At 40.6% G+C, this 24,269-nt stretch carries 23 protein-coding genes and 1 other RNA gene; 13 read left to right on the top strand and 11 right to left on the bottom strand.

All coding sequences use genetic code 11. The features are described from left to right. From OHT75_RS01790 to OHT75_RS01780, 3 genes are read left to right on the top strand one after another with little or no spacing between them, the layout of a single operon-like run. The gene (locus OHT75_RS01790) at nt 1-504 is read left to right on the top strand and encodes a baseplate complex protein (protein WP_264724672.1); all 504 of its coding nucleotides are present in this window, start codon (nt 1-3) and stop codon (nt 502-504) included. After that, the gene (locus OHT75_RS01785; protein WP_264724671.1) at nt 504-1,193 is read left to right on the top strand and encodes a hypothetical protein; all 690 of its coding nucleotides are present in this window, start codon (nt 504-506) and stop codon (nt 1,191-1,193) included. Before OHT75_RS01790 ends, OHT75_RS01785 begins: the two co-directional genes overlap by 1 nt. Nucleotides 1,194-1,196: 3 nt before the next feature. Next, on the top strand, nt 1,197-1,937 hold the full coding sequence (locus OHT75_RS01780; protein ID WP_264724670.1) for a hypothetical protein: 741 nt from the start codon (nt 1,197-1,199) through the stop codon (nt 1,935-1,937). Nucleotides 1,938-2,582: 645 nt separating this feature from the next. Here the strand turns inward: OHT75_RS01780 and ssrA are convergent. Both ssrA and smpB read right to left on the bottom strand, forming a co-directional pair. Next, nucleotides 2,583-2,938, bottom strand: a transfer-messenger RNA (tmRNA) gene (gene ssrA / locus OHT75_RS01775). 71 nt (nt 2,939-3,009) lie between these two features. Continuing rightward, entirely contained in the window at nt 3,010-3,507 is a 498-nt protein-coding gene (gene smpB, locus OHT75_RS01770; protein ID WP_264724669.1) for an SsrA-binding protein SmpB, read from the bottom strand. 217 nt (nt 3,508-3,724) lie between these two features. On the opposite strand from smpB, the gene OHT75_RS01765 reads away from it, so the two are divergent. Next, the gene (locus OHT75_RS01765) at nt 3,725-4,162 is read left to right on the top strand and encodes an SRPBCC family protein (RefSeq protein ID WP_264724668.1); all 438 of its coding nucleotides are present in this window, start codon (nt 3,725-3,727) and stop codon (nt 4,160-4,162) included. Further along, nucleotides 4,152-4,487, top strand: a complete 336-nt coding sequence (locus OHT75_RS01760) for an RnfH family protein (protein ID WP_264724667.1) — start codon at nt 4,152-4,154, stop codon at nt 4,485-4,487. Before OHT75_RS01765 ends, OHT75_RS01760 begins: the two co-directional genes overlap by 11 nt. Before the next feature lie 287 nt (nt 4,488-4,774). On the opposite strand, the gene OHT75_RS01755 is transcribed toward OHT75_RS01760, so the two are convergent. Beyond that, nucleotides 4,775-5,266, bottom strand: a complete 492-nt coding sequence (locus tag OHT75_RS01755) for an outer membrane protein assembly factor BamE (protein WP_264724666.1) — start codon at nt 5,264-5,266, stop codon at nt 4,775-4,777. Nucleotides 5,267-5,776: 510 nt separating this feature from the next. Between OHT75_RS01755 and OHT75_RS01750 the strand changes: the two genes are divergently transcribed. From OHT75_RS01750 to OHT75_RS01725, 6 genes are all read left to right on the top strand, one after another. Next, the gene (locus tag OHT75_RS01750; protein WP_264724665.1) at nt 5,777-6,634 is read left to right on the top strand and encodes an SAM-dependent methyltransferase; all 858 of its coding nucleotides are present in this window, start codon (nt 5,777-5,779) and stop codon (nt 6,632-6,634) included. Between the two features lie 30 nt (nt 6,635-6,664). Further along, complete coding sequence (locus OHT75_RS01745; RefSeq protein ID WP_264724664.1) at nt 6,665-6,877, top strand: hypothetical protein; 213 nt, start codon at nt 6,665-6,667, stop codon at nt 6,875-6,877. 4 nt (nt 6,878-6,881) lie between these two features. Then, on the top strand, nt 6,882-8,624 hold the full coding sequence (locus tag OHT75_RS01740) for a GGDEF domain-containing protein (protein ID WP_264724663.1): 1,743 nt from the start codon (nt 6,882-6,884) through the stop codon (nt 8,622-8,624). Nucleotides 8,625-10,166: 1,542 nt separating this feature from the next. After that, on the top strand, nt 10,167-11,822 hold the full coding sequence (gene aceB, locus OHT75_RS01735) for a malate synthase A (RefSeq protein ID WP_264724662.1): 1,656 nt from the start codon (nt 10,167-10,169) through the stop codon (nt 11,820-11,822). Between the two features lie 94 nt (nt 11,823-11,916). Next, nucleotides 11,917-13,239: an isocitrate lyase gene (gene aceA, locus OHT75_RS01730; RefSeq protein ID WP_264724661.1), complete on the top strand. Its 1,323-nt coding sequence runs from the start codon at nt 11,917-11,919 to the stop codon at nt 13,237-13,239. A gap of 310 nt (nt 13,240-13,549) precedes the next feature. After that, nucleotides 13,550-15,013: an HDOD domain-containing protein gene (locus OHT75_RS01725; RefSeq protein ID WP_264724660.1), complete on the top strand. Its 1,464-nt coding sequence runs from the start codon at nt 13,550-13,552 to the stop codon at nt 15,011-15,013. 76 nt (nt 15,014-15,089) lie between these two features. On the opposite strand, the gene OHT75_RS01720 is transcribed toward OHT75_RS01725, so the two are convergent. The 4 genes from OHT75_RS01720 to OHT75_RS01705 all read right to left on the bottom strand — a co-directional run bounded on the left by OHT75_RS01720 (nt 15,090) and on the right by OHT75_RS01705 (nt 17,947). Continuing rightward, entirely contained in the window at nt 15,090-15,725 is a 636-nt protein-coding gene (locus tag OHT75_RS01720; RefSeq protein ID WP_264724659.1) for a nuclear transport factor 2 family protein, read from the bottom strand. A 93-nt stretch (nt 15,726-15,818) separates the two neighbouring features. After that, nucleotides 15,819-16,643 (bottom strand): M90 family metallopeptidase, encoded by an 825-nt coding sequence (locus OHT75_RS01715; RefSeq protein WP_264724657.1) that lies wholly within the window; start codon nt 16,641-16,643, stop codon nt 15,819-15,821. A 199-nt stretch (nt 16,644-16,842) separates the two neighbouring features. After that, a complete protein-coding gene (locus OHT75_RS01710; protein WP_264724656.1) occupies nt 16,843-17,241 on the bottom strand; it encodes a CopG family transcriptional regulator in 399 nt (132 codons plus the stop codon). Continuing rightward, nucleotides 17,201-17,947, bottom strand: coding sequence for an AAA family ATPase (locus tag OHT75_RS01705; RefSeq protein ID WP_264724655.1), 747 nt, complete (start codon nt 17,945-17,947; stop codon nt 17,201-17,203). The genes OHT75_RS01710 and OHT75_RS01705 overlap by 41 nt, the downstream gene beginning before the upstream one ends. A 744-nt stretch (nt 17,948-18,691) precedes the next feature. On the opposite strand from OHT75_RS01705, the gene OHT75_RS01700 reads away from it, so the two are divergent. Next, complete coding sequence (locus tag OHT75_RS01700) at nt 18,692-18,925, top strand: DUF3820 family protein (protein ID WP_264724654.1); 234 nt, start codon at nt 18,692-18,694, stop codon at nt 18,923-18,925. On the opposite strand, the gene OHT75_RS01695 is transcribed toward OHT75_RS01700, so the two are convergent. The 4 genes from OHT75_RS01695 to OHT75_RS01680 form a co-directional block, all read right to left on the bottom strand. Next, nucleotides 18,904-19,389 (bottom strand): GNAT family N-acetyltransferase, encoded by a 486-nt coding sequence (locus OHT75_RS01695; protein ID WP_264724653.1) that lies wholly within the window; start codon nt 19,387-19,389, stop codon nt 18,904-18,906. The genes OHT75_RS01700 and OHT75_RS01695 overlap by 22 nt on opposite strands. 266 nt (nt 19,390-19,655) lie before the next feature. Then, on the bottom strand, nt 19,656-19,958 hold the full coding sequence (locus OHT75_RS01690; RefSeq protein ID WP_264724652.1) for an NrfJ: 303 nt from the start codon (nt 19,956-19,958) through the stop codon (nt 19,656-19,658). An 81-nt stretch (nt 19,959-20,039) separates the two neighbouring features. Beyond that, on the bottom strand, nt 20,040-21,773 hold the full coding sequence (locus OHT75_RS01685; protein ID WP_264724651.1) for a bifunctional metallophosphatase/5'-nucleotidase: 1,734 nt from the start codon (nt 21,771-21,773) through the stop codon (nt 20,040-20,042). 142 nt (nt 21,774-21,915) lie between these two features. Then, entirely contained in the window at nt 21,916-22,974 is a 1,059-nt protein-coding gene (locus tag OHT75_RS01680) for a CNNM domain-containing protein (protein WP_264724650.1), read from the bottom strand. A gap of 147 nt (nt 22,975-23,121) precedes the next feature. Between OHT75_RS01680 and OHT75_RS01675 the strand changes: the two genes are divergently transcribed. Beyond that, a complete protein-coding gene (locus OHT75_RS01675) occupies nt 23,122-24,243 on the top strand; it encodes a bifunctional tRNA (adenosine(37)-C2)-methyltransferase TrmG/ribosomal RNA large subunit methyltransferase RlmN (protein WP_264724649.1) in 1,122 nt (373 codons plus the stop codon). Nucleotides 24,244-24,269 lie beyond the last annotated feature (26 nt).

Below are 24,269 nucleotides of genomic sequence, written 5' to 3'. Positions count from 1 at the left end.
ATGAGCATTCAACTTAATGAAACCATGCTGCTTTTAAAATCACTACGAATCACTGCCAGCCAAGAGCTGGCGACTGAGGACGCCAGCGGCCAAAGTTCGAGCACTGACGCTGCTGAAACAGGCATTAAAGCTAAGATGTTGGCCGTGTCGGGCTTTATCCCATTTATGGATGAACCGCAGTTAACTAACTTGTTTAAAATGGCCGAAGCCACGGAAGGCGGCGCGCGTACTACGTACCGCATCAGCAATAAAACCGCCTCGGCACTGGGCATTAAACAAGTGAAATTCGCCAGTAAAATCGAAGCCGTTGAACAACAAACCACCCGTCAATGGTCGGTGAGTTTTACATTGCAAGAATACCGCAGCGTGCCACAAAAGGTAGAAGAACGCCAACCCGATGCAGTCGCAAATCAACAAGGCTCCAGCACCACTGGCGAGTCAGGTTTTCAATATGCATCACTGCAACAAAACCTAACTGACAACTTTGGCAGCTTGAGGTCGTAATGAGCACACCTAATGCACGATTTATTGCCAGAGCTTATATCGACAATCAAAAAGTCGATATGACTGATCATTGGGTCGTGCTGCAATCTACTACACCAGGTAATTGCCAAATCACCGTAAATACAGAGGTTAAGCAATTCGCCCTAGTTTCGGTTGATTTGGGCTGGGGGGACATGATTGACAAAGTGTTTATCGGTTATGTCGAACGCGTCATGCCAGCCGTTAATGGCTGGTATACGTTATTTTGTCGTGAGCTATCAGCATCACTAGCACTCAATTACAGCGTCATGTTACGCCATCCAACCTTAAAGCAAGTATTGGATGAACTCAGCCCATTAACCGGGCTTGAGTTTTTAGTACCTGATAAGTCCTACGCAGAAACAGCAATACCATGTTTTTACTGCGACAGCTCTGGATATGCCATGTTAGACAACATTGGACGTGCATTCCGCATTGACGACTTTATCTGGCAACAGCAAGGCAATGGCAAAATATACGTTGGCAGCTATCAAGACAGTTTTTGGGCCGACAAGCCTATTGTGATATCAAAACACTTAATGACTAACCACCAAGCCGGACGAACGGCAACCATACCAGCAGCCCCAATGATTAGGCCAAACGTATTGGCAAACGGTAGCCGCATTAAAACCGTCGAGTTTAAAGAAACTCAAATGACCATAACGTGGTGATAAATGGAAACCATAATCAATAAAATTATTCGTCGCTTATTCCCTGAACTCACCGCAAAACTGCATTTACCCCGTTGGGGTGAAGTGGTTGCTTTGCCTGAATTGCCAACGGTCGATGGTGAACGCGGCAGTGATCCGTTTTATCCACGCTATGCAGTAGACGTGCAGCTGCTGGACGAAAACGGCACAGCAACAAAGTCAAAGGTACTTCAAGCCGTGCCATTACCATTGCCAGGTGCAGGTAATAAAGCGGGCAGGTTAGAGCCGCCGGCTATTGGTGCAATTGTTGAAATCGCCTTTGCCTATGGCCGACCAGACAAACCATTCATCAGAACAGTATTGCCATTTGGTTGGGACTTACCCGCAATCAAAGAGGGCGAAACCCGCAACCAAGTACGCGATGGCGTTTATCAGCATATTGATGACATTGGTAACTTTGAAAATAAAACCGATGAATCATTAACAGACATCATAGGTAAACTGGCCGAACTACAATGCGAAACCAGAAAAGTCACCGCCAGCATTGAACAAGACCACCGCAGCCCCAAAACATGGATAGGCAGCGATGGCGAAAACGTACTGAAACTACTATCAGAACTCATGGCCACCGTTAGCGCCTTAGCATCAACATGCGCAAGCCATACCCACGCCAATGGCGCAACACCAGACCAAGCCAGTAACTTTAGCGGCCAATCATCACAAGCGAACGACCAGAAAGGAAGGCTTGACCCAATAACAAAGTAAACATATTACCATCGCAACGCCCAGCCAACACGCTGGGCTTTTTGTTGCTTGCATTAAAGTCAGCCTCATATACGGGTTCAATTCCCTAATAGGGACTTGAACCCGCGTCCATACTCCACCATCAACAAGCACTGAATAAAACCCATTCCACCCACGTAAACCATCACCACAGAGAATCCACGCCACGAAATCCGCACTCTTCCTCACCCTCCTGCGGGCTTTTTATGTTAATTTTTTTTCAGTTTTATAGTATTGCAGTTCATAGGGCTAACCAGCGCAGTTACAGGGCCTTTTGAAAGATCGAAGATCTGAAATGATCGTGATTTATTTCACTGTTTTTCAGTTCGATACAAAGCGTTTAAACGATAATATTTTTATAAGTGCTTGTTTGTTTTGTGTTTGCTGTAGATTTTGCGGGGCTTTATGGAGGCAAGCGAAAAATAACAGGGTGATCAAAGTAAATTAAATCAATGGATTAGATCAAAATAAAACTGAAATATAAAATTAGTTAAATATTTTTTATTGAGAAATGAAAAACCAAAGAGAAAAAGGGCAATTGTGGACAAACTTTTAGAGCTGTGTGGACACTTTGTGGACACCCCAAAGAAAAAGGGCTTAGCATTGCTGCTAAGCCCTTGTTTTAATTGGTGGAGGCGGCGGGACTTGAACCCGCGTCCAGAAAGCCTACATCCTCGGCACTACATGTTTAGTCTCTCTTTTATTTAACCAATTAGTCTCCGAAAGACAGGATGCTACTTGGTGAGTCCGGTACTATTTCGCGGTTCACCCCCGGACGGAGTTCCCTCGCTAGCACAATGTAATATGACCATCAAAATCCACTGCCCACGTGCGAAACGTGTGGTTGATGGCTAGCTAGCCTAAGCTGCTAGAGAGTAGTTAGAGTCGTTTGCAACTATAACGGTGCGGCTTTTTACGAGGCCAACCGCCCCTCGACATGCTCCTTGGGTTTCGTGAATCCTGTCGAATCCAGAATCGCCCCCAATTAGTCATAGTGTAACGTGTTGTTTGGTGAATACCTAGTGACGATTAACAAAAAGTCATCGTTTGGTTATTATCCGTTCAGTCTGCCTTTTTTCATCACCCGAGACTGTTCTACTTTCCATTCACGTTCTTTAGTGTCTTCACGTTTATCGTGATCTTTCTTACCTTTACCTAAGCCGATCTCAACTTTTACCCACGCACCTTTGCGCCAGTACATAGAAAGTGGGATTAAGGTATAGCCTTGGCGTTCAATTAAACCGGCAAGCTTATCAATCTCGCTACGTTTTAAGAGTAACTTTTTTGTTCGGATTGGGTCACATACCACATGTGTAGACGCGGTATTTAATGGCTGAATAGTACAACCGTGCATGAATGCTTCATCATTTTTGATATAGACATAGCAATCAGATAAGTTAACTTTACCCATACGGATGGATTTTACTTCCCATCCCATTAACTCTAAACCCGCTTCGATTTTGTCTTCAATACGGTATTCAAACGTGGCTCGTTTATTACGTGCTATTGTTGCTGGGGCATTTTTTGCTGATTTTGAATTCTTTTTTACCATGCTTATTTACCATCTAGGCGTTAAATCGCCCGTAATTTGCCCATTTGAAAAGCGCTGTTTATAGGGCTTACCTTATAACAGATATGGGGGAGAGTATTAATAATTCAACGATTATACCTAAATTATTGGCTTGTGTACGTCTATGTTGTGCCGCAACAGATGCCTTTTTTATTTATCGTGATAAAATCCAATCATTATGTCGGAAAAGTGAGTACGAATGCCTAAAATTTCCAAAAGTGTATTGGTACGCTTTAGTGCCATGCAAATGTATGAATTAGTCAACGACGTTGAATCTTATCACGCGTTTTTACCCGGGTGCGTTGGCGGAAAAGTGATTGAATTTGATGGTAAAACTATGGTTGCGTCGGTTGATGTTAGCAAAGCTGGTATCAAAAAGACGTTTACCACACGTAATCAAGTGGAAGCAGGTAAACGTATCGCTTTAGCATTAGAAAACGGGCCTTTTAAGCGTTTGAATGGTTTATGGGTATTTACTGAACTCACCGACGATGCTTGTAAAGTTGAGTTTGATTTAGATTTTGAGTTTTCAAATCCACTTTCAGACTTAGCTTTTGGGCGAGTGTTTAAACAATTAATGTCGTCTATGGTCACGGCATTTACCGAGCGAGCGAAGGTGATTTATCGTGATAACTGAACAAGAACCGTTTGCTGTTGATGTTATTTATGCTTTACCTAAACAACAAAAAATTATAACCGTGATGGTAAAACCAGGCTGCACTTTTATTGAGGCAGTTAAGCAAAGTGATATTTGTGCTTTTTTCCCGCAGATAGATTTAGAAACGGTTAAGCTGGGTGTTTTCAGTCGTCAAGCTAAGCATGATGAGGTGCTTGTGCCTGGGCAAAGAGTCGAAATTTATCGTCCACTCATTGCCGATCCTAAAGATGTGCGCCGTAAACGTGCAGAAAAGGCTAAAGATGAAGGCAGGATTAATAAAATTACTGGGGCTAAGCTTAGTTAACCTAAGCTCTAATCGGACGAATAAACAATATTAAACCGGTATTGGTACAGCTAACTGCCTTGAGTTTTTAGATTGTAACATGACAAATGTTCATAACAGACTGCTTTTATACTGTATTTTTCTTGGCTATTTCTGAACACTTATCTGCAGGTTTTGGAATGATTGTGATTAATAGAATAGCTTGTAGTTGGGGGCCGTAAGCTTAATTTGACAAGATTGTTGAACACGAAAAAGCAGAGCGATTATGCTCTGCTTTTTTTGGGTTGAAGATCACTTGTAGCTATTATTTAGTTTTCATCGACGTTCGAAGTGTTTAAACCACGTTTTTCTTCAACAAGTGGCTTTGAGTCAGGTCGAGTTTCAGGAATGAGTGGATCATCTTCTGGCTCGTTAATCGACGGCAATTTACTTTCACTTAATGGAATATTAAAGTCTGCACTGAGATCATAATCCCCTTCAACACGGCTAATTTTGCCATCAATAAAGTGAATCACTAATTCTTTATGGATGATACTGGCATCACGGCCACTTTTAAAGTGATAGACATAGTACCAAGTATCATCGGCAAAGCTATCGCGTAAAACTGGACGGCCTAAAATATATTCAGCTTGTTCTTTGGTCATGTCGATACGTAACTTATCGACCTGCTGTGACTCCATATAGTTGCCTTGCGGTACATCAGGCTTATAAATTAGCCAATCGAATACACCACAACCACTTAAAGAGATAGATAATGCTACTGCGCTTAACAGAGTAAGACTTTGTTTTTTGTTAATCATTGTCTGTGCTACTTCCCAAATTCTGTCGGCCATCATACCCAAGCAAGCCCTATCCTGACAAGGGGGGATGTTACTTGCAGGTCATTTGATTCATTTTATGGCGATAAGTTCATGGATTAAATTGTGATTATTGGGGCGTGGTTATCTTTGTTTATTTTTATGTTGCGAGATAAATGACTTTAGGCAAGGCGGATAATTGCGGGCATAGTTGGTATACGTCAAGATTATCCAACGCAGAATAAAGTCATTTTAGCCTCAGCCTTAAGGCTTGTGGCTATTATTCAGTTATTCTGCCCGCAGATTCACTTATTTAGCGGGTTAAACGGCGTTCATTTGTGATTGCCTGACAGAATATTGCCAGCTTCATAATTTATCAACAAAGATAAACACGCCCTAGGACTAAAAAGCATTGGAATTATTACTCAAATTGTTTAACTTGATGTAATTAAAATGTTGTTGAGTTTTGCGCTGCAGTATAATTAGAGATAATAATAATGAATGAGTTGTGTGATGCACACTGATCCCAATGTCAATCAAGCTTGCCCGCCTGATCACGAAAATACCGCGGTTAAACACACAGGACGTTTAGTCTGTGTTGGTACAGGTATGCAGCTAGGTGGTCAAATAAGTGTGTTAAGTCAAAGTTATATTGAAATTGCCGATGTGGTGTATTCTTTAGTCACCGATGGTTTTTCACAGCGATGGTTAGCTTCTCTTAATGATAATGTGCAGTCTTTACAGCCTTTTTACGCACTAGAGGGGGAGCTTAAAAACCGCCGTGAAACCTATAGGCAGATGGTTGATGAGATTTTAACTCAAGTCCGATTAGGAAAATTAGTGGTATGCGCCTTTTATGGCCATCCAGGGGTATTTGCCTGTGTAGCCCACCGAGCAATAGCGTTAGCGCGCAGCGAGGGATTTGAAGCTAAAATGTTACCTGGTATTTCGGCTGAGGCTTGCTTATGGGCTGATTTAGGCATAGATCCTGGCACTGTGGGGCACCAGAGTTTTGAGGCAACGCAATTTTTGCTTTATGACCATATACCCAATACTTGCAGTCATTTATTATTATGGCAAATTGCACTAGCGGGTGAGTACACGTTAACCCAATTTTCTACAACAGTGTATAAGCTAAAGATACTGGTTACGCATTTAAATCAATGGTATCCCTTAACACACCCAGTTATAGTCTATGAAGCGGCGACGTTGCCTTTTCAACAACCAAGGATAGAATCAATTACCCTTGAACAACTGCCTTATACAAAGCTCAATGCAGTCAGCACTTTGATGATACCGCCTGCAAAGGCATTATCATTTAATCATCAAGTATTAGAACAATTAGGGATCACTGCGGCTAATATCGGTTAGCTGAACGAGTGACATTTTTACGGAGATAATATGTCAAAATTACAACAATTTGCTCAGGCATTATCGGCTGATGCTGGATTATTAGAAGCCTACAAAGCGGATCCTAAAGGGGTCATGCTGGCAAATGGGTTAACTAAACAGGAAATCGAGCTGGTTTTATCGGGTGATATAAATGGCTTAAAAGCGCAATTAGGTGACTCCTTAATGCAGGCTTATGTGGTTATCGCGACTCCGACAGAATAATAACATGACACTCAAGAGGCTTATTTGCGGTTTCTTCATTCCATTGTTTTTTGCCAGTAGTGTTTTTGCGTCTCAAAATTTTGATGAACGCCTGGCTCAACTCGATAAATTGTTGCAAACGGACTTACCTCAAGCAGAAATGGTATTTACTGAGTTAGCGCCTTCGGTTTCTCAATTCACCCGCCCACAGTTAGCAACCTATCATACGTTGTCGAGTATCAAGCATTTATACTTATCCGAATTGGAACAGGCCCATCACTCACTTGATATTGCGTTATCTTTTGAACCTTCAGAAGAGCTATTGACTCGAATTTACCTTTACAAAGTCACTATCTATTTAATGCAACGAAACTACGAAGCTGCATTTTCTATGTTGGAAATGAATTTATCCAGAATTGAAAGTTATCAGGATAACCGTTTAAAAGTGGCTTCATATGTGCGCTTATTAAATATCTTATTAGATTTAAATGCGTACGATGAAATGCGAGATACGGCTAATTTAGTGCTTGATATCAATCAGGGTCAAGACACTAAAAATGAATGTTACGCTAAATTATATTTAGCTGTCGCCACGTTAAAGCTGACACAATATCCGCTGGCAAACGACTTATTCAAAGACTCACAAATCTATTGTGCCGCTAACGAGCAGCCATTAATTGCCAATATGTCTATTAAGGGGCAAGCACAGAGTTACTTTGAACTCGGCCAATTAGTTCAAGCCAGACCTATGTTTGAAACCGCATTAGCGGGTTACGAAACGTTTCGATTTCAACTTGAAATTAATGAGGTTAAGGCCTACTTAAGTAAAATTTATTTCTATCAAAAGGATTACGATAGGGCTGCTGAATACGCCCAAGAGCTGAGTAAGCTTAATGATGACAAAGTGAATCAATTTGCGAAGAAGCAAGCTAACGAGGTATTAGCCATGTTGGCAAGTAAAGATGGTGACTACGCAAAGGCATACCAGTATCAACTTATTGCTCATACGTTAGATTTACAATATTTAGATGATAAAACGAATAAACAAAATGCTTACCAAATGGCGCGCTTCAATAATGCTGAAACCAAAAGAGAAAATAAAAGTTTGCAACAAGAACGCATGTTAATGATGCAACAAAAAGATCTGATGTTGAAAGAAAAAAGCTCATCGATGATGTTTTCTACTTTGCTGTTTGGGGTATGTATTGGATTAGTTCTCTTACTCTTAACGGCATGGTTGCAGCGTAATCAATTTAGGCGCCAAGCTCAGCGAGACGGTCTAACGGGGATTTATAACCGTCAAACAGGCTTAGATTTAGCAGAAGATGAGCTGGTACAAGTGCTGACTAATAAAAGTCATTTTTCGGTGATGATTTTAGATTTAGATTTTTTCAAATCAATTAATGATCGTTTCGGTCATGCAACAGGGGATTGGACAATTAAAAAAGTGGCTCATGTGATTCAAGATATTATTCGGCCAACGGATATTTTTTGTCGAATGGGCGGCGAAGAGTTTGTGTTATATCTACCTAATACAGAATTATCAGCAGCACTGATATTGGCAGAATCGATCCGTTCTGAAATTGATAACATTAACACCAAGTATTCGGGTCATAATTTTTCAATTACCATCAGTATTGGGCTCAGTACGCTGGAAGAGGGGGATTTAAGTCTTGATCCATTATTAAGTCGCGCAGATATCGCCTTGTATGAAAGTAAACGTCAAGGCCGAAATAAAGCGCTTATTTATCAACCTAGCTTCGCATAGGGGTATCGTTTTTACCCTGCATTATAATCACTGATCTTAATGCCATCGATGAGGGAGCGCATGATTAAGTGACGATCCCCAAACCTTACTTCCCCCCTTTATTCCAATTTATCAACAAGATGAGTTAACCTCGATTTGGGGTAATAAATGTATATCAAACAGCACTTTGCACCGTTAAGTGTGTTGAATTGATATGCAATACAATACCTCCTCAAGGTTGACGGCGGTTGCGCGACGATTTAACCCAAGCTGACCTCCTATTGATGGTTAAATTAACCTCTGGAGGGGATAATAAACGCTTAGCAAACAGCTCTTTATCTGGCTAACTGCGTTTCTTTAGCCTGTACTAGGCCAGTTATTGCACGTGTAAATGCGCCTTGTTTTCAAAACACATGACCAGTTTGCGCCTAAATAAGCTCAATCTGTTGAATTCAGTTTATTGAGCACCGCTTAACCCAAGTTGAGACTAAATTAGCCTTTACCAGCTTAAAGTTAACGTTTTTTGTATGTCATTGAATATAATGATTTTTAATCTTATTCATCTATCTCATCATCGGATCATAGGAGATTTAACGATGTTAGGTTCTATTAATCGAATGCAGGTTTGCCGGTAAAGGGCATTTTTATTACCAATGTCATAACAGCTTTGTTGAGGTATTTAATGAATATCACTCAACATTTTGGCGATATCGGAACATAGCAAGTCATAATTTGAGCCAGATTTTAAAGAGTGCAAAACAGTCTTAACTCATGATAAATGGTCATTTCAGCCTTTTTCCGCCCCATCTGATGCAATTAAATCATTAAAAATGCAAATAAATTAAATTTTTTTTCATCAATACCACTCATAAAGAGATTGATGATCTGATAACGCGCATCCGCCAATAGCTCGAAATATTGATGTGCAATATTACGTTGACGTAAAGGTTAATTTGAAACGGTCGTTTGAAATGTGAGATTGTTTTAAAAATGTTAAGTTGTTGTATCTTATATATATTAAGGTGTTCCCCTTAGGTGAGTTCAAAACAGGCTTTATTTATTCAGAATGCCTAATTCGACTAAAGTTGTGTATAAAATTATTTACGATATGTAATTAATTTACGTTTTAATATATCGTCAAATTTTATTGGTAATAAGGTAAGACCTTTTAATTTTACAGTGTGAATTTTACAAGGTTAAGTTTTATTTTATTATTTATAATCAGTTGTTTATTGTTTGTTTTTGGGTTTGGTATTACCATTTTAAAAGGTGTTTTTAGAGCGGGTTTTGACTAAATTGGTAAGGTTTGAACTGTTGCAAATACAACTGTTTTTGCGTAGTTTTTAATGCGAAACGAACATTTGACAGTTTGATTGAGCGAGAGAGTTAAGTAGAAGTGGTTAGATAGATAGCTCAGATTCATTTGCAGTATGTTAAGCAAGCAGCTTTAAATATTCTGAACTGTCTATCTGTAATGCTTAACTTTCGTTTTTAAACGCTTACGAGTGAATATGTTCAAACATAATGCATAAACAATGAAGGTCGCACCAAGGGAGTCAGGTTATGACGGCAGAGCAATTAGTAGCACAGTACAGTAAGACAACATCTGATCAGTCAACTTCTGTAAGCACTTCAGATTTAGTCATTGTAGGCCCAGCAATAGCAGGACAAGAAGAAGTGTTTAATTCTGGCGCGGTGGCATTACTTGACAGTTTATGTAGCCGCTTTGCCGCAGAAGTACCACAATTGCTTGAAAAACGTAAGAAAAAACAAGCGCGTATTGATGGTGGCGAATTGCCAGATTTTTTACCTGAAACCCGTGCTATTCGTGACGGCGATTGGTCGATTCGTGGCATACCACAAGATTTAACTGACCGCCGTGTTGAAATTACCGGTCCAGTTGATCGTAAGATGATCATTAACGCGTTAAATGCCAACGTTAAAGTGTTTATGGCAGATTTTGAAGACTCACTTGCCCCTAGCTGGCAAAAAGTGGTTGAAGGCCAAATTAACTTACGTGATGCAGTGCGTGGAGATATTGAGTTCACTGCGCCAGAAACGGGCAAGCAGTACAAGTTGAATCCTGATCCTGCAGTGTTAATTGCTCGGGTTCGTGGCCTGCACTTAAAAGAAAAGCACGTTGAATACAAAGGCAAGCCCATTCCTGGCGGTTTGATGGATTTTGCGTTGTATTTTTATCATAACTACCATCAGTTACTCGCTAAAAATTCAGGCCCTTATTTTTATATTCCAAAACTAGAAAGTCATATTGAAGCACGTTGGTGGGCAAAAGTTTTTGCTTTTGTTGAAGAACGTTTTTGCTTAAAGCCTGGCACCATTAAATGTACTTGTTTGATTGAGACATTACCTGCTGTATTTGAAATGGACGAAATTCTATATGAGCTACGTTCAAATATCGTGGCGCTAAATTGTGGGCGTTGGGATTACATTTTCAGTTATATCAAAACGCTTAAACGCCATGCAGATAGGGTATTACCCGATCGCCAAGCGGTAACAATGGATACTAAGTTTTTAAGTGCCTATTCACGTTTATTAATTAAAACCTGTCACAAACGCGGGGCATTAGCGATGGGGGGAATGGCGGCATTCATTCCGGCTAAAGACGAAGCGACTAATTTACAAGTGTTAACAAAGGTTCGCGGTGATAAAGAACTCGAAGCGCGAAATGGTCACGATGGCACTTGGGTTGCTCACCCTGGACTTGCGGATACTGCTATGGCTATTTTCAACGACTATATTGGCGGTGATAGAACCAACCAATTACATATTACTCGCGACGTTGATGCGCCCATTTTAGCTTCAGAACTGCTCATGCCATGTGATGGGGAACGAACAGAATCGGGTATGCGTTTAAATATTCGTATTGCGGTTCAATACATTGAAGCGTGGATCCAGGGTAACGGTTGCGTACCGATTTACGGCCTAATGGAAGATGCGGCAACAGCTGAAATATCGCGCACTTCAATATGGCAGTGGATCCAACACGGTAAAACCTTATCGAACGGCAAATTAGTCACTAAGGATTTATTCAGAACCATGCTGGCAGAAGAGTTAATTAATGTGCAGCAAGAGTTAGGTGATGCGCGTTACGAGTCAGGTCAGTTTGCTAAAGCGGCTGAATTACTTGAACAAATTACCACATCAGATGAATTGGTAGACTTTTTAACACTACCGGGCTACGAGCTTTTAACCGCTTAACAGCAAAAACCATTTTATTCATTACAAGAATCTCACGTGCTGTATTGTGCAGCCGTGTTAACTGACTAGCAGTCAAACAGGAAGGAGTCACATTATGACTAAGGCAACACAACTAACTCGTCAACAACAAATTGATGCAATCAAAAAAGATTGGGCTGAAAATCCACGTTGGAAAGGGGTTAAGCGTCCATTTACTGCAGAAGAAGTGGTCGCCTTACGTGGTTCAGTTGTTCCTGAAAATACTATCGCAAAATTGGGTGCTGCGAAGTTATGGGACCTTGTTAATGGCGGTGCTAAAAAAGGCTATGTCAACTCACTTGGTGCGTTAACGGGTGGCCAAGCTGTGCAACAAGCTAAAGCAGGTATTGAAGCGATTTATCTTTCAGGTTGGCAGGTGGCAGCAGATGCAAACTTAGCTGGCACTATGTATCCAGACCAATCACTTTACCCAGCTAACTCTGTTCCTGCAGTGGTCAGCCGCATTAACAACTCTTTCCGCCGTGCAGATCAAATTCAGTGGAGTAAAGAAGTTAATCCTGGTGACAAAAATTACACTGATTATTTTTTACCTATTGTGGCTGATGCGGAAGCGGGTTTTGGTGGCGTGTTAAACGCATTTGAATTAATGAAGTCGATGATTGATGCCGGTGCTGCAGGCGTTCACTTTGAAGACCAATTAGCGTCAGTTAAAAAATGTGGTCACATGGGCGGTAAAGTATTGGTTCCTACACAAGAAGCGGTTCAAAAACTTGTGGCAGCACGTTTAGCGGCAGACGTTAGTGGTGTTGAAACATTAGTGATTGCGCGTACTGATGCCAACGCGGCTGATTTAATGACATCAGATTGTGATCCATACGACCGTGACTTTGTGACAGGTGAGCGAACAAGTGAAGGTTTCTACCGTGTTAAAGCAGGTTTAGATCAGGCGATTTCTCGTGGCTTAGCTTATGCGCCATATGCAGATTTAATTTGGTGTGAAACAGCCAAACCTTGTTTAGAAGAAGCGAAGAAATTTGCTGATGCGATTCATGCTCAATATCCTGACCAGTTGCTGGCGTATAACTGTTCTCCTTCGTTCAACTGGAAGAAAAACTTGGATGATGCAACGATTGCTAAGTTCCAACAAGAGCTTTCAAACATGGGTTACAAGTATCAATTCATCACCTTAGCGGGCATTCACAACATGTGGTACAACATGTTTGATTTAGCCTATGACTATGCGCGTGGTGAAGGCATGAAGCACTATGTTGAGAAAGTTCAAGAAGTTGAATTTGCTGCAGCAGAAAAAGGTTACACGTTCGTATCTCATCAGCAAGAAGTGGGTACAGGTTACTTTGACCAAGTGACAACTTGTATTCAAGGCGGTAAGTCTTCAGTAACTGCGTTAACAGGTTCGACTGAAGAAGAACAGTTTTAAGATTTAGATGTACCGTTTTACAGTTTAGTCGCTTTGCGACTGTTGTAACCCCGTGCGGTTCTCCTACAGGCCGCACGGGACTTTTATCCAATTTGATGGATCAAAAGCCGACAAGCTTTGATGTTGATTCTTATCATTGGATTGACTTCCTACCCGTAAGTTTTTAACCAACTCGCTTGTGTTACGGCCCTTAATGGGCCGATTTTTTTATCTCGTTTGTTCTCATTTGGTAATAATGTCTCGCTGAACTAGCCATCTTGGGTATACTTGTTATTGAATGTTCAACATTAATTTAACAAAAAGAACAATTATGACAGCTAATCCATCTCATAAAGGAGTTGAATACTGGACTAAACGCATTAGTGATCAAGAAATGCCAGCCCTGTGTTCAACAGTTAGAGATTTAGAGAAGCTTGCCAAGGATGACGTCTCCTCTTTATCGTTACTCGGTCGCAGTGTGATGCATGACAATGCGTTAACCTCGCGTATTTTACGGGTAGCCAACAGTGCTATTTATAATAAAGGGATTAATCAAGTTTCTACCGTCAGCCGAGCAGCCGTGGTGCTTGGCTTTGATACCATTAGAAATATTTGTCTTACTGCGCGCTTATTATCCAGCTTACTTGAAAATCATAATCTCTCTGACAGTGTCTTTCAGCGTTTGTTAAAGCTTATGGGGCAATCATTTCATGCTGCTATGATTGCGCGAATGATGCTCAATGATCGTGATGAAAGTCTGCGAGAAGAGGTATTTATTGCGACATTACTTTATCGCATCGGTGAAAGTGCCTTTTGGAGTATGGGAGGAGATTTAGCCGATGCTTTAGATGAGAAGTTATTAAATACTGAAAACAGCGTCGATCAATTAAACCTGATCCGTTCTGAGCTTGGCGCTTCGTTTAATCAGTTAACGCAAGGCATAGCCAGAAGTTGGGGCTTGGGCGATACCTTATTAAAAGCGCTGAATAATCCAGATGAGCGCATGCCAGAAATACGTTGTATATTTTTGGCTGATAAATTGGCTGAATCAATCGCCCATCCATACCTTGACCCACAAGGTTTTCAAAAGCGTTTGCAACAAGCTGCTGATATGCTTGATATAAAGGTAGAGGAATTCAATCAGCGGTTAATTCATTGTAATCAGGTGACCCATAAATTAGCGATTGATTATGGCGCTAAGGCTCTGGTTGATTATATTCCGAATACTGAAAAGGTATTTGAAAAATTGGACGCGTCTCAACCCGAAGTTTTGTTGCGTGAAGCGAATTTAACCGTTCAGTTAAATAAGCTACGTGAGTTAACGGGTTTTGCGATCAACAAAACAGATTTTAATCAGGTGATGCAAACTGCTTTGGAAGGTATTTTCAGCGGAGTGGGAGTTGATCGGTGTGGGGTGTTATTACTAACCCCTAATCGAAAAATGCTCCAGCCCAGGGTTGTTATGGGGGATGATGCTGACACTATGAAAACCACTTTTGTGATTGAGCTTACCGATCACCAATCTATTTTTGCTCAATGCATTGAGCAGAAAAAGCCGCAATGGTTGCATCAAACACAAGCATCGGAATCGTCTAAATCAACCACCAGTAATGCCATAGAGCATTTGTCACGTGAAGGCTTTTTAATTGCGCCGTTAATGGTGAATACCAAGGTGTTAGGGGTGTTTTATGCTGATAGGCATGCATCCTTTAGAAAATTTGAACAAGTAGATTTTGATGCTTTTACGCACTTTTCACAGCTTGCAAATGTTTGTTTTAGTGTGTCAATGACATAACAGGTCATTGAATAACAAAACGCCCTTAATATGTTCAGTATTAAGGGCGTTTTTAGTTACTGGAGAAGCGTAAGGTTTATTGCATTATCAAGGAGGTTATACGTTTCGCTTTATCATTTGGGATCGGGAAGCTTAAATGATATTGGGCTATTTTCCAGCCCTGTTCCGTTTGAATTAATGCCCCGGTTCCCCGACTTATGCCATAAGCTGGGCTGAATAATTGCTCATCAAATACGATGACATCGCCTATTTGCAGTAAATGACGGGCTTGCAGATCATAGCGCCAGCCTTTAGTAGGTGTGGCATAGGCTCTAAACTGCACCATATTCCAACGTTCAGTTGCATCTGTGCCGATAAAAATCGCATCCTGATGGTATAAATTAAAGTAAGTTTCCCAGTCAGCTGAAATTGCACTTTCATGAAGTTGATTCAATAGACCATTGACTTCGTGGCTATCAGCTTCAGTTAATCCTTGGCTGTCGATGGTGTGGTCTGTTTGATTAATGTTAGTTATTACGGCTTCAGATTCTGCACTACTTTGTTGGCTGCTAATCACTTGCTGATCAACAGCTGCCTTGGTGGCTTTTTCTGCTTGTTCGGCCGCTGCGGTTTCATTATCAAGATGCTGTACAGGGTTAGCATTGATATCAAAGGCTGTTACCGTAGTGATTAAGACTGCGATGAATCCTAATCGATGAATAATGGATTGCATAATTTTTCCTTGCTAGGTAGCACTTAATTGGACAAGTATTTTGTTGAGAAAATAGATTGGCAATGAAGATGATGCCTCTTTGCTATTTTATTATTAATGCCAATGTATTGGGTTCAATTGATAAAACTGGCTTAACTCATCATATAACTCAGGATGCTGTTGAGAAAAAGCGTTAGGTTTTTCAAAAAAGGTTTCGCTTATTACGGCAAAAAATTCAGCAGGATTCGTGGCGCCATAATAGTTGAATAATGACGGTATTTGCTGTGATGCGCAATACTGTAACTGTTTAAATTCTTTACCTAAGGTTGATGACCACTCGGCATAATCTTTAATTTGTCTTAAGGTTGGCGCGCCATTTGCTGGGCCGTTTTCCTGATCTAATTGATGTGCAAACTCATGGATAACCACATTTTGACCGTCAAAGGGCTCTGCCGCGCCATCCAATGTATTTTGCCAAGATAAAATGACCTTGCCATTACCCCATGATTCGCCAAGTAAAACACTTCTGTGATGCGATGTAACACCTGCAAAATCTACTTTTTGTTGCTCTACAATAAAAGCATGCGGATAAATAAGTATTTGTTTTAAATTAGGGTAATAGTCTGTTTTACGGTTTAACAGCAGTAAACAAGCTTGCGCCGCAACGGTGACTCTAATTTCATCTGTGATGGTGAGTCCATCACAGCCAATAAATTGTTTTTCATCGATGAATATTTGAATGTGCTTTTTTAACTGTAATTGCAGGTCGGTCGGCATACTTTGATAATAAGGAAAACGTTTACGCAGAATGCTACGCCATGTTTTTGGAAAAGCTTGCAAACATACTTGTTTGCGGCGACGTTCCCGTCGCCATTGTGCACTGGCGATCCAACTGATGGCCGATAAAGCAATAATGCACACAATTATAATCGCTATCATAAACAGGCTCTAATAAAGGAGGTCTTAATGAGATGGGGGAGGAATGGCGGTTTTTCAAGCAGATAAAAAAACTGGCAACCATAAATGATGCCAGATAAAGAGTAAAGGGAGAAAAACTACACCAATTAACTTCAGCGTTAGAGAGCGGTTAACACATCACAGTATTGGCTTTTTATTGTTATTAGCTTATCGATTTTAGCTATGTATTTTGTGCAAATTGCTGATATAAAGCCTGCTTATCTTCTTCTGATAATAAATTGTGCTCGGCAATTAAGTGGCGAATTAATTTTGATTTAGCCATTTTACTGCCCTGGCTTAATGCGGTTAAATCACGGATTGCTTGCTCACTTAACGTAAATGTGGCACGTCGAAACGGCTTTTTGACTTGTTCAGTTTGATTGACAAACTTTGGTGATTGAGTCGCTTGCTTATTGTCTCGACGTTGTAAAAAGTCAACCACATTCGTGTGTTGAGTAAACTCATGAGTTTGACCTAACGCATAAAGACTTGCGTTATCGATAAACTCTTCAATAGACATTTGCTTTGAAAACGCCGCTTTACATGACGAGGCGTTTTTCTTGAGATCGGCCAGTCCCATAATTTCCCCTTAGTGTAGTGACATTACGCGGCGTTAAACGCTGCTCCATGATTTGTTTGGCATTTTCTGCTTGTAGTAATTCACACGCGATAGCACGCATTTCTTCAGCCGCTTTACCATTGGGTTCGATTTCAATCACTGACAAGCCTGACTCTTCACTGTCATCATAAATGTTGCGACTGTAATTTACTGCATCTAACACATTGATATCGTAGGTGCGGCAAACTTCCTTCGCTTCCAATATTCTGCCTGCCTGATTAGGTAAGTTAGGGCATTGGGTGATAACAAACGAAGCGCGCATGTTAGGGTTAATCATCATACAGGTGGCAACGATATCATCCATGTGACTAACTGTTTTAAGATCGCGACGTTTAGGTCTTAATGGCATCAATACATGTGATGCAACAGACATGGTTGCACGCAGTGCAAGGTTATCTTGTCCACCGCAATCGACGATGACATAGTCATAATGCTGCTCTAAACTGAGCAAGTCGTTGCGAATTTTGCCATAAAGCTGCACACAATTGATTGCTGGCAAATCAGGGTTGTTGTTACGCGCCTGGATCCAATCGGATGTGGTTCTTTGGGGGTCGCAATCCACCATGATGACACTGGCTTTAGTTTCTTTTGTGAGAAATACTGCAATATTTTGCGCAAGACAGCTTTTGCCGCTGCCGCCTTTTTCACCGCCAACTAAAATAATCATTTATCGCCACCTCATTATTGCGTGATATAGCTGTAATGTAGTCTGGATGTTAATACTTAGTCAATTAGCTGATTTTTGACGTTTTTTATATATTGTCGTGATGATTTTTTGTTGACGCTATTTTGATAATCGGCAAAAAATTGACGAATAATTTTGAATGAAACAATGTTAGCAAAAGGTTAATTTAATGAGTTACTTGGCTGCATTATGAGGCATTTTCAGTGGCTGCAATAACATCCACATAGATTGATATTGTTACAGTATATAACCATTTTTTCGTTATTTTGGTTTTTATATATCAAAATAATATAATAACGTTACGCTATTATTATTCGTCTGAGGGTGGGAGTTGCTTCTAAAACTTGGCAATATTTTATTGTTATCAATTTTCCTGTGTCATCAATTTTTATGTAGAATCACGTCAATTATGAAATCACCTCAACTGGGTCTAAGAGATGGGCTCAATACGCTGAATTCAACAGATTGAGCTTATTTTGTCGTAAACTTGTCGTTTGTGTTGAATACAAGGCGCATTAACAGGTCAATAGCGGGCCTATTGCACGTTAATGAAACGTAGTTAGCAAGACAAATGGTTGTTTGCTAAGTGTTTATTATCCGGAGCTGAGGTTAAATATCTCACGGTAAAACAACCTTAAAAGTCCAAGAGGCTTAAAATAAGGTGAACAGTTTTTGAGTGAAGACACTCAACGACCATTAGCGCTTGATAAAAAGAGTACCACTTGAATGAATGAACAAGCTTTATTAGAGGCCATTAATCAAACCATGCCTTTTGGTAAATACGCAGGGCGTAAGTTGATACATCTGCCTGAGCCGTACTTAGTGTGGTTTCACGCTAAAGGATTTCCTGAGGGAAAATTAGGTCAGCAACTAGCACTAATGTATGAAGTAAAATTGAACGGCTTAGAAGAAATGCTTCAACCGCTAGTTAAACCAAATCATAATCGTTTTTCTAAGTAAAATGCCGCCAATGTTTGGTTGTTTTTAACTCTTAAATTAGATTTGATGAAAGTAAAGTTGTGTCGCTCAAACAGGGGTTTAGACAGGTAGGACGCATCGACCGATAATTGATGATAATGGTGTGCCTTAGCCCAGTATTGCAGGTGTGTAATTAGCAGGCTGGCAATGCCTTGCTGCTGAAATAGTGGATCAACATATAGACAATCGATGTACCCGCGTTGGTAGAACTGGGTTTCCATGCCAATAAAACCAACAACGTGTTGTTGATCATTTTGTACCACCCAAGCTTTATTGCGTTTATACCTCAGTTGCCAATGTTTTGCTGAACGCGGCGCTCCAGACCATGCGCGTTTTTTAGCTGAATTGTATCTCGGATGCTCAATGGCGTGTATTGCTTGGTGATACAACAGGCTAATTGCGCGGGCATGACAAGGATGAAAATCAACAATTGTAAAAACGGTCATAGGTTTCATCTATTTGAGGAACACGGAGAATACAAATCGTAATAAATAACAGCTTATTCTAGCAGCTAAAATACTTAATAACTTCGTTAAATTTTTTGATTGTAGAATAACAACTTATCATCAAAATCTGCTTTATTATTCTGCATTTCTGTTTGATTCTTCTGAACATTACTTGCCTGAAATAGGTATAAAAAATCGGTTAACTCTATTAAGGCATTCTAGCCTGTTGAGATTAACCGATATTTAGCGGATCAAATTTGAGACTATTATTTTTTGATAATATGACCAACAAACATAATTTCATCAAATGTACGATCTAAGCTTGCGCTTTTAAAATCAGTCATCCACATCTGCTCAGACATTTCAACATTATCGCCTTTAACGATTTCAACTTGAGGTCCTGCAGCCCAATAAGTTTTGCCAGCTTCTTTTACTTGAACATATGTGTAACCACCGCCATTCATGGTGTCAATGACTTCACCTTGATGGATAACACCCTGAGCCCAAGCTGAAGAAACACCTAAAGCAAGGGTTGCCGCGGCAAGAATTTTGATTAGTTTTGTTTTCATTCATGTGTCCTTGATTTTTTACTCGGTAATGGCGTCATTAAAACACGCAAGGCTGTTGTGGTCTGTGATCAAAGCCTAAAATCATCTATGGCTAATGTAATTTATATTTACAATTTGTTGTTGTCCTATCTTGTAGCCATATTGGCAAACAAAGTCAATAAATGCCTCTGGAAGCGTTTTGTTGTCTAAGGGGTGTTGCCATATTGCCTTGAGAATTGCGCCATACCCTTCACGTCCAGATGCCGTATATGAGCTGGATACGCCAATATACAGTGCATCCTGAAGCAAAGGTTGCCAAAGCTCATCACGGTAGACTTCTACGGAGGTAATGCGTTCACCCAGTGGCTTTTTGCCATCATAGCTATAGCGAATACCGTAAGGGTAAGGAAAACTACCCGCACCCGTGCCAATAATGCCGTTATTGGTGGCAGCATTAATGGTCGACTCTAACACTTCAATAATGTATTGCCCTTTAATCTGATAAGTCACTAAAGGTAACTCAAAGGGCAGGATACGACCGAATACATCAGCAACAGAAAGCTGTCCTTTGCTGAGCGATTGCCTCACACCGCCAGCATTGTGTAATGCAAAATCCAATTTGGGTTCAACTAATTGGGTTGCTTTAAACATACTGCGGCTAACCCAAGGGGCTATTTCACTGCCATGGGGAAAATGTTTGCTCGGTAAGCGCGTATGAATAAAATCCTTCGGAATATGGGCGAGAATTTGTTGCTCAAGTGCAGCCAGTGCAGGGCGATATTGCGTGTGAATCACGTTATCTATTTGATCATCCTGTGCCCCATTGAGCATATTCGGATGTTGTCGTAAGTCAGTAATCAGTTCTCGCTGAACATCTTCAGGGATGGGCTGTTCTGAGTTTTGACTAATGTTGATTTCATCCCCAAGCATAAAGAAGTTATCGCCTTCAAATTGGCAGACCCTACCATCGGCATCAAAACAAAGATCAACTAAGCCTATGGTTTCAGCGTATTTCCCAGCATGAAAAATGGGTATTTGATTAACGGTTTCACCATATGGCATGTTAGACATGCCAACACGGCTAAAATCGCCCTGAAGCGTATGAGAATGGCCACCAATAATTAAGCTAATACCGCTAACTTGTTTTGCCAACTCGCGGTCTTGATCTATGCCAAGGTGGCTTAATATTACAATATGCCGAATATTTTGCTGATGAAGTGCCTTAATCGTGCGTCTTGTAGTGTCGATGGCGTTGACAAACAAGGTGTCAGGATCCGGTCTGGCAATCAGCGGCATCTGGTCTAATGTAATGCCAACTATCGCTATTTGGGTATCATAAAATGGTTTGAGTAAAACCTTGGCGATACCTTGGTCGACCTCATAGTCTAATAATTGCGGATGGTCGCGCAGTTTGCCGGCTTTATTGATATCTTCTTGGCTCAGATCCATATTGCCAGCCATGAGCGGAAATTCAATTCGATTTAAAAAAGCTTGAACAGGGCTATTACCCGCATCGATTTCATGATTGCCTAACACCATTGCATCGGGCTTGAGTAAATTGAGCAGATGCGCATTTGCAGCGCCTTGAAATTCACGAAAATACAATGTTCCCTGAAAGCTATCCCCTCCATGCAGAAACAAAAATGGCTGCTGTTTAGCTTCTGCTTGTTGGCGGGCTTGTTGGATCTGGAATCCTAGGCGAGCATAACCACCCGTGTTGACGGCTAAACTATAACTTTGTTGCTGATGCTGTAAGGTAAATTTAACCTGACTCGGTTCAAAGTTAGAGTGGGTGTCATTGATGTGAGCAATAGATAGGCGATAAATATTAGGCATGTTTTCCCTCAACTGAATGCCATTTATCTTAGCATTTAAAAATAAGCATATACTAAATTATACGGCTCAACTTGTATCAACGTTCATTACAAGTTGAGCTTGCTAGTATCATAAATTAAGGCGAGTATGACGAGAAAGTAGATTAATGGGTTTTACCATCATCAGATAATACCAGCCCTTTATTTTTTACACGGCGTTGCCACAATTTTCTGGCCAGCGCTTGCATATCAGGAGCGAGGTCTTTTGAGTCGACAATTTCTAATCCAATTAACGTTTCAATAATATCTTCGATGGTGACTATGCCTTCACTTGAACCGTACTCGTCAACCACTAATGCCATTTTAGCATTACGTTTAATCATCATTTGAAAAAGCGGCAACACTTTGACCGACGATGGAATAACCAATAAACTTTTTAAATGTTCACTGATCTGCGCATCAGGTGTTTGACGGACATTTAATAGAATGTCATTACGATTGATATAACCAATTACATTGTCACGTTCACCTTCATATACTGGTACTCGGGTAAACGGGCTGGATAAATGCTTGTCGATAAATTCATTGTGGCTAATATCGGTTGGCAATTTAAATATCACCGTTCTCGGGGTCATGATGTCGGTAACCACCATGTCTTTTACCGATAATATTTGGGTTAAAATTTGTGACTCTTGTTCACCGAGTTCTCCACTGTCTTTACCCATTTTTGTCATGGCACTTAATTCCTGACGAATGTATTGACCTTCTTCGCCTTTGCCTAATAGGTTAGTGACTTTCTGCGACATCCAGATAAGCGGTGCAGTCAATCTTTCCATCCAGTATAAACAGACAGAAACCGTAGGCGCGAGTTTTCGCCAATGATTCGCACCCAATGTTTTAGGGATAATTTCTGAGAGGAATAAAATTAAGAACGTCAGTACTGCAGAGAAAACACCTAACATTTCACTGCCAAAAACCACCGCAGCTTGTGCTCCCGCCACTGCAGCACCCACAGTATGAGAAATGGTATTTAAGGTTAAGATAGATACTAATGGTGATTCGACATTTTGCTTTTGCTTTTGTAATAAATCAGCAATTTTTGGATTGGATTCTCTTAAATTGGCAATATAGCTTGGCGTGACCGATAAAAGCACCGCCTCAAAAATACTACATAAAAAAGAAACGGCAATAGCAACAAACACAATAACAAACAAAGTTAACATAAATGTAAGTAAAAACTTCCTCGTAACAGGCATTATTGCCCGCAAGGATATTATCATATTATCAAACTCGGATATACTGGCTAAAACGTGATATGGCCTGTATAATTCGCCGCCCTGTTACAGGTTTTGGTGTTTGAGGTTAGGCAAATGAGTGAAAAGAAAATCAATTTATTAAATCTTGATCGTAAAGGACTGCGAGCGTTGTTCAGCGAAATGGGTGAAAAACCGTTCCGCGCCGATCAATTAATGAAGTGGATCTATCACTTTGGTGTCAGCGACTTCGAAGACATGAACAATATAAACAAAGCTTTGCGAGCAAAACTTGCAGCTAAGTGCGAAATTGTTGCTCCTGAAATTGCTAGTTATCAAAAGTCCAATGATGGCACGATTAAGTTTGCCATCGATGTTGGACAAGGCCAAGAAGTTGAAACTGTGTATATTCCAGAGGAAGACCGCGCCACTTTATGCGTGTCATCTCAAGTGGGGTGTGCCCTAGAATGTACTTTCTGTTCAACGGGGCAGCAAGGTTTTAACCGCAATTTGACGGTGTCGGAAATTGTCGGTCAAGTTTGGCGAGTATCACAATTTTTAGGGTTCCATAAAGACACTGGTGATCGTCCTATTTCTAACGTCGTTATGATGGGAATGGGAGAGCCATTGCTCAATTTAGCCAATGTCATACCTGCAATGGACATTATGTTGGATGATTTTGGTTTTAGTTTATCAAAACGCCGCGTGACACTATCGACATCAGGTATTGTTCCTGCACTTGATAAATTAGGTGATGCAATTGATGTTGCACTTGCTGTCAGTATTCACGCACCAAATGATGCGCTTCGTGATGTATTAGTGCCAGTCAACAAAAAATATCCACTTGAAGAGTTTTTGGCCGGTATTCGCCGTTATCTCGCTAAATCTAATGCGAATCGTGGTCGCGTCACGGTTGAATACGTGATGCTGGATCATATCAATGACAGCACAGATCAAGCGCATGAATTAGCTAAAGTCATGAAAGATACGCCATGTAAGATTAATTTAATCCCATTTAATCCTTATCCGGGCTCCCCATATGGGCGTTCTTCTAACTCAAGAATTGATCGTTTCTCTAAAGTGCTTATGGAATACGGATTAACTGTTATAGTACGTAAAACACGTGGTGACGATATTGACGCCGCTTGCGGGCAACTGGCAGGTGATATCCGTGACCGCACTAAACGTTTAGCAAAAAAACAAATGCAACAAAACCAGATTTCAGTCACAATGGATTAACTCTTTGTTTGCACAATAAATAGGCT

Origin of the sequence: Shewanella subflava, from assembly GCF_025971955.1 — a bacterium.
GTDB classification, from domain to species: Bacteria; Pseudomonadota; Gammaproteobacteria; order Enterobacterales; family Shewanellaceae; genus Shewanella; species Shewanella subflava.
This window is presented reverse-complemented; position numbering and strand designations above follow the sequence as displayed.